This is a genomic window from Halomonas sp. BC1 (assembly GCF_002078135.1).
GTDB lineage: Bacteria > Pseudomonadota > Gammaproteobacteria > Pseudomonadales > Halomonadaceae > Vreelandella > Vreelandella stevensii.
In genome coordinates this window covers 252611-262013 of record NZ_LFGS01000004.1, presented here as the reverse complement: position 1 = coordinate 262013, position 9403 = coordinate 252611, and the positions used below count along the sequence as shown (strand labels likewise).

Annotated in this window: 10 protein-coding genes and 3 pseudogenes; 10 read left to right on the top strand and 3 right to left on the bottom strand. The window is 60.1% G+C overall.

What is annotated here, in order from left to right; translation table 11 throughout:
- The 5 genes and pseudogenes from B7L72_RS18110 to B7L72_RS19055 form a co-directional block, all read left to right on the top strand.
- Window positions 1–133 (top strand): annotated as a pseudogene (locus tag B7L72_RS18110) (IS5/IS1182 family transposase); the annotation flags it as partial.
- Between the two features lie 187 nt (window positions 134–320).
- Window positions 321–791, top strand: coding sequence for a CopG family ribbon-helix-helix protein (locus B7L72_RS18835; protein WP_254893740.1), 471 nt, complete (start codon window positions 321–323; stop codon window positions 789–791).
- Window positions 788–1075 (top strand): type II toxin-antitoxin system RelE/ParE family toxin, encoded by a 288-nt coding sequence (locus B7L72_RS02760; RefSeq protein WP_254893739.1) that lies wholly within the window; start codon window positions 788–790, stop codon window positions 1073–1075. The genes B7L72_RS18835 and B7L72_RS02760 overlap by 4 nt, the downstream gene beginning before the upstream one ends.
- A gap of 186 nt (window positions 1076–1261) precedes the next feature.
- A pseudogene (locus B7L72_RS02755) lies at window positions 1262–1492 on the top strand (IS5/IS1182 family transposase); the annotation flags it as partial.
- Window positions 1488–1679: a hypothetical protein gene (locus tag B7L72_RS19055; protein ID WP_371317401.1), complete on the top strand. Its 192-nt coding sequence runs from the start codon at window positions 1488–1490 to the stop codon at window positions 1677–1679. The pseudogene B7L72_RS02755 and the gene B7L72_RS19055, both read left to right, overlap by 5 nt.
- 99 nt (window positions 1680–1778) lie before the next feature.
- On the opposite strand, the gene B7L72_RS02750 is transcribed toward B7L72_RS19055, so the two are convergent.
- Entirely contained in the window at window positions 1779–2117 is a 339-nt protein-coding gene (locus tag B7L72_RS02750) for an AzlD domain-containing protein (RefSeq protein WP_081136068.1), read from the bottom strand.
- Window positions 2114–2855, bottom strand: a pseudogene (locus B7L72_RS02745) (AzlC family ABC transporter permease). The gene B7L72_RS02750 and the pseudogene B7L72_RS02745 overlap by 4 nt, the downstream one beginning before the upstream one ends.
- Window positions 2856–3000: 145 nt before the next feature.
- Between B7L72_RS02745 and B7L72_RS02740 the strand changes: the two are divergent.
- Complete coding sequence (locus B7L72_RS02740) at window positions 3001–3231, top strand: hypothetical protein (RefSeq protein ID WP_254893738.1); 231 nt, start codon at window positions 3001–3003, stop codon at window positions 3229–3231.
- A gap of 78 nt (window positions 3232–3309) precedes the next feature.
- On the opposite strand, the gene sstT is transcribed toward B7L72_RS02740, so the two are convergent.
- Entirely contained in the window at window positions 3310–4533 is a 1224-nt protein-coding gene (gene sstT / locus B7L72_RS02735) for a serine/threonine transporter SstT (RefSeq protein ID WP_081192400.1), read from the bottom strand.
- A 406-nt stretch (window positions 4534–4939) separates the two neighbouring features.
- On the opposite strand from sstT, the gene B7L72_RS02730 reads away from it, so the two are divergent.
- The 4 genes from B7L72_RS02730 to B7L72_RS02715 all read left to right on the top strand — a co-directional run.
- Window positions 4940–5269: a hypothetical protein gene (locus B7L72_RS02730; protein WP_081192398.1), complete on the top strand. Its 330-nt coding sequence runs from the start codon at window positions 4940–4942 to the stop codon at window positions 5267–5269.
- Between the two features lie 481 nt (window positions 5270–5750).
- Window positions 5751–7334 (top strand): SLC13 family permease, encoded by a 1584-nt coding sequence (locus tag B7L72_RS02725; protein ID WP_254893737.1) that lies wholly within the window; start codon window positions 5751–5753, stop codon window positions 7332–7334.
- Between the two features lie 153 nt (window positions 7335–7487).
- Window positions 7488–8636, top strand: coding sequence for a metallophosphoesterase family protein (locus B7L72_RS02720; RefSeq protein ID WP_081192394.1), 1149 nt, complete (start codon window positions 7488–7490; stop codon window positions 8634–8636).
- On the top strand, window positions 8633–9403 hold a 771-nt coding region (locus tag B7L72_RS02715; RefSeq protein WP_139788432.1), incomplete at its 3' end, for an AAA family ATPase. The genes B7L72_RS02720 and B7L72_RS02715, both read left to right, overlap by 4 nt.

Sequence of the window (9403 nt, the reverse complement as noted above, 5' to 3'; positions counted from 1 at the left end):
ATTCGGCTACCGGAAGGTTCGCTACAAGGGACTGGCCAGGAACCAGGCGCAGCTGTTCACCCTGTTCGCCCTCGGCAATTTGGTGCTGGCTGGACGATGCCAGGGCCATGCTGACGGGGCCAGTGTGTCTTGAATCTGGCCTGGCAGCCGGATAACCCGGCTGCCAGGGTAAAAAGGCCACCTTCCGTGGCCAGAAAGTGACCGTTGACGCGGTGAATATGCCGCCCTGAGCGCTTCAGCCGCACAGGGGCGAATTGATCAGCGGTTCCCTAGGAAAATCAAGCGTATACAATCGTAATCAAAATAAGTAGAAAGTACTTATGCGTCAGTGGTTTAGCGTATTTATGCGCAGATGGCCAAAACTGATGTATGTACCGCTACTGTACCGCTGGACATGGCAAATTCCGGTGCAGATCACCCGCTGGTATGGGCATCAATCTCATAGAGACATTCAGGGTGTCGTGCTACACTGCACACTGCATGTAACACATGAGGATGGTGCCATGGGTGATGCCACTTTTACTTTTCGAGTCGATGACAGTCTGAAGGCTGAGTTTGCCAATGCCGCCAAAGCCCATGACCGCACCGGAGCCCAGCTTCTTCGCGACTTCATGCGCAGTTACGTGGCCCAGCAGGAAGAGGCACAGCAATACGATGCTTGGCTGGCAAAGAAGGTCGCGCAGTCGCGGACCTCTGCGGAGGTGGGCAATCTGATTCCCGCGTCTGATGTTGAAGCCCGTTTTGCTGCTCGCCGCGCAGCAACCCGCGCCCGTATGGCTGCTCCTGAATGATGGAGCTGCTATGGACGCCTGAAGCCGTCAGGGATCGTGAAGACATTTACGACTACATTGAGGAAGACAACCCTCTTGCTGCCCTGGCACTTGATGATCTGATAGCAGAAAGAACAGCAGTGCTTCAGGATTTTCCAAGAATGGGCCGGGGCGGGAGGGTGCCGGGCACCTTTGAGCTGGCCGTCCACAGCAGCTATATGGTCGTATATGACATCGTAGAAACGCAGGTGCGAATCCTGAATATCGTGCATACGGCGCGGCAGTGGCCACCGCTCGAAGAATGAACCGCCAAAAACGAGAAGCAGCTTGCTCTCACGGCGTGCGGTGGTTGAGTTCATATTGGTGAAACAGCCTTCATATCGACCAGCGCCCTAAGGAAACGCTGCATAAATCCCGTCGGAGCTGCCTCATAGCCACCGACGAGGTAAAATCTGACCTGTCGTCCAACACCCGCTGACAGAGCCACTCCGATGAAACAGATCTCATTCGCCCAGGCTGAGCACCAGAACAAGAAGAAGGTCACCCGCCGCGAGCGGTGTCTTGCCAGGATGGAGGAGCTGGTGCCGTGGCAACGGCTGATCGTAGCACTGTCGCCGTCCTACTTCCCGAATTCAGCGGGCAAGCGAGGCCGACCACCCATTGGCCTGGAGCGCATGCTGCGCATTTACTTTCTGCGGCAGTGGTATGCCCTGGCCGATGAAGCAGACCCGGAAGGGTAAGCAGTATTACTTCGGTATGAAGGCCCATGTCGGTGTCGATGCGGTCACCGGACTGACCCACAGTGTCGCCGCCAGGCGCAGCACTATCAAGAAGATGGAAGACAGTCCCATGAAAGCGCTGCTGCTGGAATTCGAGAAGGCCAAGGCCACGGGAGCAGTCACCGGCTAACCCTGTAGGGTTGCGGCGTTTGGTTTCCCAGCTTTTGATGGTGTCTACACTGGTGCCCATCGCCTCGGCAAACTTAGCGTGCCACACGGTGCTATCTGTCTAGCCCAGGAGGGCGAGTCCTACTTCCACCACCCCAAACACCGCGACCCCCGCCGCCACTGGCCAGCCCAGGGAGCGCAGGCGCCGCCATACCAGCAGCGTCACGCTCAGTCCGATGGCCGTGGCGAGCCACGAGGTCGGGCTGGGGTTGACGGGAACGATGGAAACCCCCAGCACGCCTGCAATCATCAGCGGGCCGAGGATCACCAGCCACTGTGGCATGGCATTGAGGCCGGTGTCGCTACCCAGGCGGCGCTGCATCCAAAGGAAGGGCACCACCCGCATCAATAGCGTGCCCAGCGCGCATATCACCACGGCAACCCACAGCGATGCGCTCATGGCGTGTGCTCCTGGCTGCGAAAGGTCAGGATGTAGAAACACAAGGCGCCGCAGGCCGCCGCCAGCGGAATGGCCACATTGCTCCAGCCTGCCAGGGTCAAGCCCAGTGCGGCCAGCACGGTACAAGTGGTGGCGGCCGCCCAGCGTTTGCTGGTAAAGCGCGGTGCCACCATGGTGAGGAAGAGCGCAGGCAGGGCAAAGGGCATGATTTCTCCCAGCAATGGCCAGCGGGCGGTGACGGCTTCGCCACCGCTGGCTCCGGCGATGGTACCCAGGACCCACACCCCCCCAGGCCAGCAGCGACGCGCCCACGAACCAGGCAAAGCGCTTGGCCTCGGGGAGCTGCGGCAGGCGGGTGAGCGCCAGGGCAAATACCTGGTCGGTCAGGCCGTGCATCAGCCAGGGCCAGTGGCGGCTACGGGGTAGCAAAGGCGCCAGATTTGGCCCATACACCACATGGCGCACGTTGATCAGCAGGGTCAGCGCCACCACCAGCCACAGCGGCGCGCCAGCCGCGATCATGCCCACGAACAGAAACTGCGAGGCGCCAGCGTAGATCAGGGCCGAAATGATCGCGGCTTCCCAGGTCGTGAAGCCCGCCTGGGTTGCGACCAGGCCAAACGATAGCGAAACGGGCACATAGCCACCCAGCAAAGGGATGGCTTCGCGAACGCCCTGAAAGCCTGCGCGCAGGGCGGAATGCTGACTCGTATCGGCTGGCTCGATCGACTGGTTCACGATGGCATACTCCCTTGGCCGTCAGTAGGAAACGTTAGCCTGGCAATTATTATGACCTTCTGTCAGGGGCGTGTCATGTGTAGAGAAGATTTCCAGTGGCATCTTGCATGCATGGTCTGTAGCGAGTCTGCTACGAGGAAGCGCGATGTATTCATTAGCCATGCTCCATCCCGTTAAATCGATACTGCGCAGTGTGGCACTGCTGTTGCTGGGCAACGGCCTGCTCAACACGCTGCTTACCCTGCGAGGCACGGCGGAAGGTTTCTCCAGCGCGGTGCTGGGGATCATCATGTCCGGCTATTTTGTCGGGTTTATCTGCGGCACCTGGGTAAGCGGGCGCTTGAAACATCTAGCGGGTAGTACGAGAGCGTCGTAGAGCAAATCGTGGGTAACCTTCGTGGGAGGGCGTGCGGGGGAGCGGCGGTGGTCAGCCGCCACTCCCCCAGGCAAACGCCTACGCGCGCCTCGCCTCTTGCGCCCGGCAGGCGGCAGCCGTAAACAGCACGTCGGTGGACGAATTGAGCGCCGTCTCGGTGGAGTCCTGCACCACGCTGATGACGAAGCCAATGGCCACGGCCTGCATGGCGACTTCGGTAGGAATGCCGAACAGGCTTGCCGCCATGGGAATCAGCATCAACGACCCACCGGCCACGCCAGACACGCCGCAGGCTGCCAGGGCCGACACCACGCACAGCAGCAGAGCAGTGGGGAAGTCCACGGCAATGCCCAGCGTATGCGCCGTTGCCAGAGTAATGACGGTAATGGTGATGGCGGCGCCGCACATGTTGATGGTGGCGCCCAGCGGAATGGAGATGGAGTAGGTATCGGCATCCAGCTTGAGGCGACGGCACAGTTCCAGGTTCACCGGGATATTGGCCGCCGAGCTGCGTGTGAAGAAGGCGGTAATGGCACTGCCGCGCAGGCAGGTGAACACCAGCGGGTAAGGATTCTGGCGAGTGACCAGATAGACCAGCAAGGGGTTGCTCACCAGGGCGACGAACAGCATGCAGCCCACGATGACCCCCAGCAATTGGGCATAGTTGAGCAGCGCTTGCATACCGGATTCAGCCAACGTACCCGCCACCAGGCCAAAAATGCCAATGGGGGCCAGCCGAATCACCAGCGTCACGATGCGGGTAATGGCGTTGGAGAGGTCTTGCAGCGCCTGGCGCGTGGTATCGGCCGCCTGGCGCAGCGCCAGACCCAGCGCAATGGCCCAGGCCAGAATGGCGATGAAGTTGCCTTCCATCAGCGCGCTGACCGGGTTGGTAATCGCGTTCAGCAGCAAATCACGCAGTACGCTGAAAATGTCGCTGGGTGGGTTGCCGTCTACCTGGCCGGCATCCAGCGTCAGTTCGGTTGGTAGCAGGAAGCTGGCGGCCACTGCAATCAGCGCCGCGATCAGCGTTCCACATATATATAAAAGCAGCACCGCACGAATGTGCGTAGGTTGCCCTTGGCGATGTGCCGCGATAGCCGCAGCCACCAGTACGAATACCAGAATGGGGGCGACGGCCTGCAGGGCGGCAATGAACAGTTGGCCCAGCAGGGCAATATCGCTGGCGACCGTAGGGGCGAGCAGCGCCAGCAGCACCCCCGCAATGATCCCCATCACGATCTGGGGTACGAGCCCCCATTGTAACAGTGGTCGGAAGAGGGCAGTGGCGGTAGCTATCATGACGCAACTCTCAGGTAGTGGGTGCAGTAGTCGGTGGAGCCGCGAGCTGGCAAGCCGCCAACCCGTGCCTGAAAGGGGCGGTATTCTATCAGCTACGAAGAGGCCGTGGGGGACCAGCAAAAAAGCGCCTAAGGCTATCTCGAAAATGGCGGGCCGGAGATATACTGCTATTAGGCTTTGCACGAAAACTGCCTACGCTCGCCCATACGGCGTTAAAAATCGGCTCGTGCGCGAGTCCGATCAAAGTACTCATTTACACCTTGTAAACTCCGTCTTTTCGCCGATTTTTGCCTTGTCTGGCCATCGCTCGCCGACTTTTCGTACAAAGCCTAGCGCCTAGGTTCGGTGTCAGCAGACCTGGTGCGCTACCGTGGTTTCCTCCAAAAAAAACATCAGGGATATACCCATGCGTATCAAAGTGTGGCTCTTCTCTTTATTGCTGCTGTGCAGCTCGTCGCTCGTGATGGCGGACGATTACTATGTGGATATCACCAATCGTACCGGCTACACCATCTATTACATGTACGTGAGCCCAGCATCGTCTTCCCGCTGGGAAGAGGACGTGCTTGGGAGCGATGTGTTGATGAATGGTGATACCCAGCGGGTGACGTTGACGGGCTATCGCAGCCCTTACTTCGATATTCGCCTGGTCGATGAGGATGACGATAGCTATACCTTCTGGAACATCGACGTTTCGCGCCAGGATATCGTGGTCACGTTGGAGCATCTGGACTAAAAAAACGGCTTGCGCTCAGGGAGCGCAAGCCGAAGTAAGCCTTTCAGGAAACTGGGTAAGAGTGGTTCAGGCGACGGCCGCTGGGGCCTGCGAGGCTGTGTTCATCGCTTGATTGGCCACCATCGGAGACTCGGCGTGCTGTGCGGTAGCGCTTTGTCAGTGCTTGTTGTCACACTGTGTTCTGTCTTGAAAGCACCTTGATTCTCTGCGGGCAACATCTTAGCCACTGCTAATAATTACGACCAAAGTGTTTAGACTTTGGTCGTAATTGCCGTCAATTTACTGGACTAATGGCTTATGGCAGTGAATAAAGGGCACCTCAAAAAAGCCAGACGCGCTGGCACATTTGTCCTTGGGTTGGCCCGTACGGCGCCCATTCGTTCACCCTGACTGCGAGCGGTACTTCATAATGCGCAGAACTGCCACGATGACGCTCTGGGACTCCCTTTGGCATTCCCACGACCAAGCAAAAAACCTCCTCATGTGTGCGCTGCCCACTTCTGGCACGGGCAGCACTGGGCGAGGTGGTTCCTCTGACGCACAGCCAGGCAATCAGCCTCCGCGTCCGCCTGCCTTCAATACGGCGCAAAAAATTGGCCTGGTACTCGGGCCAGCTCTCTTTGCCTTTGTTTTGCTGTTTTTCCATCCGGCCGACCTGAGCTTCGAAGGGCGCATGGTGCTGGCTACCACGCTGTGGGTTGCCGTCTGGTGGATCACCGAAGCGATTCCGATCCCGGTCACCTCGTTACTGCCCATCATCCTGCTGCCGATTACCGGCGCCCTGGATGGCAATACGGTGACGGCGGCCTACGGTAACCCGATCATCTTCCTGTTCCTTGGCGGCTTCATGATCGCTCTGGCCATGGAAAAATGGGATCTGCACAAGCGCATTGCGCTGTCGATCATTTCCATTCTGGGCACCAGCATCAATAGCATCGTCTTTGGCTTCATGGCGGCCACCGGCTTCTTGTCCATGTGGGTATCCAATACCGCAGCGGTCATGATGATGCTGCCGATTGGTACTGCCATTGTCTTCCAGGTAACGGAAGAGCTGAAAAAGAGCTCGGAAGACCACAGTGCCGAAATCGACAAGTTCAGCAAGTCGTTGATTTTTGGTGTGGGTTACGGTGGCACCATCGGCGGTCTGGGCACCTTGATCGGCACGCCGCCCAACATCATTCTGGCCGCTATCGTCAGCGAGCTGTTTGGCGTCGAAATTTCCTTTGCGGGCTGGCTGATGTTTGCCTTCCCGGTGGTGGTGATCCTGCTGTTCATCGGCTGGGTCATGCTGACGCGCTTCATCTATCCCATCAAGCTGGCCAAGCTGCCGGGTGGCCGTGCGCTGATTCGCAAGGAGAAAGAGGCGCTGGGCAAGATATCTTTCGAAGAGAAAGCCGTACTGGGCGTTTTCCTGTTCGCGGCATTCTTCTGGATCACCCGCTCGTTCCTGTGGCAGGGGCAGATCATCAACATCCCTGGCATCAACGACACCATGATCGCGATTGCCGCGGCCATTGCGCTGTTCCTGATTCCTTCGCCTTCCAAAGGCGGCTGCCTGCTGGACTGGAGCGTGGCCAAAGACGTGCCTTGGGGCATTCTGCTGCTGTTCGGGGGCGGTTTGGCCATCGCGGCGGGCTTCGGCTCTTCGGGCCTGGCGTCCTGGATTGGCGGTCAGATGAGCGTTCTGGAAGGCGTCAATTTCATGCTGGTGATTCTGCTGGCCACGGGCATGGTGCTGTTCCTCACGGAAATCACCTCGAACACGGCCACGGCCACGATGATTCTGCCGGTACTGGCGTCGCTGGCGCTGGCGTTGAATATCCATCCCTTCGTGTTGATGGTACCTGCGGCCATGGCGGCCAACTGTGCCTTCATGCTGCCGGTGGGCACGCCGCCCAACGCGATCATCTTTGCCACGGGCAAGATCACCATCATGGAGATGGTGCGCAACGGCTTCTGGCTGAACATCATTTCCATGTTCCTGATTGCCGCGGCGGTCTACTTCATGTTGCCAGTACTCTGGGGTGTGGATTTGACCACATACCCGGACGCGTTCCGCAACTAACCCGGTGTGTCGCCGCTGGCTCCTGTGGTGGGCCAGCGGGAAGCCACCAGGCTCCGGCCCCGCCCTCGTGCGGGGCTTTTTGTGCTCGGCTTTTGTGCGTCGTTGGCCATCGGGTTGGTATGATGCGCTCATACTTTCTGGATCGAGCCTGTCATGCGACTACTTCATACCGCCGACTGGCATTTGGGTCGGCTGTTTCACAATCTCTCGCTGCTGGACGACCAGTGTCATGTCCTGCAGCAGCTGCTGACGATCATCGACCGTGAGCGCGTGGATGCGGTGCTGATTGCTGGTGACATCTACGACCGCTCGGTGCCTCCGGCAGCGGCGGTGACCCTGCTGGATGAGATACTGGCCGAGCTGTGCGAGAAACGTGGCCTGCCGGTCATCATGATCTCTGGCAACCACGATGGCGCTGCGCGGCTCGGGTTTGGGGCGCGTCACCTGCGCCAGGCCGGGTTACACATCCTCACCGATTTGGCCACCTGCGATCAGCCGGTGACGCTTGCCGTCAATGGCGTGACGGTGGATGTTTTCGGCATTCCCTACGCCGACCCGGAGTACGTGCGCAGCGCGTTTGGCGCCGACGTGCGCGATTTCGATGCCGCCCACCGCTACCTGCTGGAGCGTATTCACGCCCAGCGCCATCCCGCGCGCCCGGCGCTGCTCATGAGCCATTGCTTCGTGGAGGGCGGGGCGGCCAGCGAGTCCGAACGCCCGCTCACCCTGGGCGGTGCGGAAAGCGTTGCCTGGGAACCCATGCAGGGTTTCGATTACGTGGCGCTGGGGCACCTCCATGGCCCCCAGTACCGCGGGAGCGAGCACATCCGCTATAGCGGCTCGCTGCTGAAATACAGCTTCTCCGAGGCGACGCAGCGCAAGGGCGTCACCCTGGTGGAGATGGGCAGCGAAGGCCTGGTGAGCATCACTCAGCATCCGTTGACGCCCAGGCGCGACGTGCGCGTGCTAGAGGGAGAGTTGGCGCAGCTGCTGGCCATGGGGAGCGAAGACCCCCGTGCCGATGACTACCTGCTGGTGCGCCTCACCGACCGGCACGCCATTCTCGACCCCATGGGCAAGCTGCGGGCGGTGTATCCCAACGTCCTGCATCTGGAAAAGCCCGGCATGCTGGAAACGGCAGGTCGCCAGTCGCTGAGCCGTGAACGTCTCGCTTTCAGCGCGCTGGACATGTTCAGCGATTTCTTCACCCAGACCAGCGGCGAGCCCATGAATGACGAGCAGGCCCGCGCCATGGGCGAGCTGATCGCCGCCCTTGACCGCGAGCAGGAGGGGCCAGCATGACGCCTTTGACACTGACCCTGCAGGCCTTTGGCCCGTTTGCACGGCGTGACACCATTGACTTCACCGTGCTGGGCAAAAGCCCGCTGTTCCTGATCAATGGCCCCACCGGTGCTGGCAAAAGCTCGATACTCGATGCCATCTGCTTCGCACTTTACGGCCAAACCACCGGCAATGAACGGGATGCTGGCCAGATGCGCTGCGACCAGGCTGCGCCAGACCTGCTCACCGAAGTCACCCTCACGTTTCGCCTGCGGGAAAGCACCTATCGGGTGCGTCGCGTGCCCCAACAGGAGCGTCCCAAAGCCAATGGCGAGGGTACCACCAGCCAGGCTGCCGAAGCCCAGCTGTGGCGGCTGACCCCAGAAGGCCAGGAGGACGAATGCCTGGTGGCGCGCAAGGTCACCGATGCCAACGGCCAGCTGCAGCAGTTGCTGGGGCTGGATGCTCGGCAGTTCCGCCAGGTGATGGTGCTGCCCCAGGGCAAGTTCCGCGAGCTGTTGCTGGCAGGCTCCAAGGAACGCGAGGAGATTTTTGCCCAGCTGTTTCAGACCCAGATCTTCCAGCGCATCGAACAGCGCCTGGCGGACCAGGCCAAGCACATCGTGCGTGAGATGAACGACCATCGCCAGCGTGTACAAGGCATGCTGGCGGCCAGCGATGTCGAGAGCGAAGCCGCCCTGGAAGCTGCCCTCGCTGCGCTGGCCCCTGACCACCAGACCGCCAGGCACGACCTGGCCCTGGCCGCCGAGCAGCGGGAGCAGGCCGTG

What these genes read in the sequence shown, in the direction of transcription:
- B7L72_RS02730 (WP_081192398.1), top strand. Translation starts at nt 4,940, where the DNA reads ATGCGTATCAAAGTGTGGCTCTTCTCTTTATTGCTGCTGTGCAGCTCG.
- B7L72_RS02750 (WP_081136068.1), bottom strand. Translation starts at nt 2,117, where the DNA reads ATGAGCGCATCGCTGTGGGTTGCCGTGGTGATATGCGCGCTGGGCACG.
- B7L72_RS18835 (WP_254893740.1), top strand. Translation starts at nt 321, where the DNA reads ATGCGTCAGTGGTTTAGCGTATTTATGCGCAGATGGCCAAAACTGATG.
- B7L72_RS02760 (WP_254893739.1), top strand. Translation starts at nt 788, where the DNA reads ATGATGGAGCTGCTATGGACGCCTGAAGCCGTCAGGGATCGTGAAGAC.
- B7L72_RS02725 (WP_254893737.1), top strand. Translation starts at nt 5,751, where the DNA reads ATGTGTGCGCTGCCCACTTCTGGCACGGGCAGCACTGGGCGAGGTGGT.
- B7L72_RS02720 (WP_081192394.1), top strand. Translation starts at nt 7,488, where the DNA reads ATGCGACTACTTCATACCGCCGACTGGCATTTGGGTCGGCTGTTTCAC.
- B7L72_RS19055 (WP_371317401.1), top strand. Translation starts at nt 1,488, where the DNA reads ATGAAGCAGACCCGGAAGGGTAAGCAGTATTACTTCGGTATGAAGGCC.
- sstT (WP_081192400.1), bottom strand. Translation starts at nt 4,533, where the DNA reads ATGATAGCTACCGCCACTGCCCTCTTCCGACCACTGTTACAATGGGGG.
- B7L72_RS02740 (WP_254893738.1), top strand. Translation starts at nt 3,001, where the DNA reads ATGTATTCATTAGCCATGCTCCATCCCGTTAAATCGATACTGCGCAGT.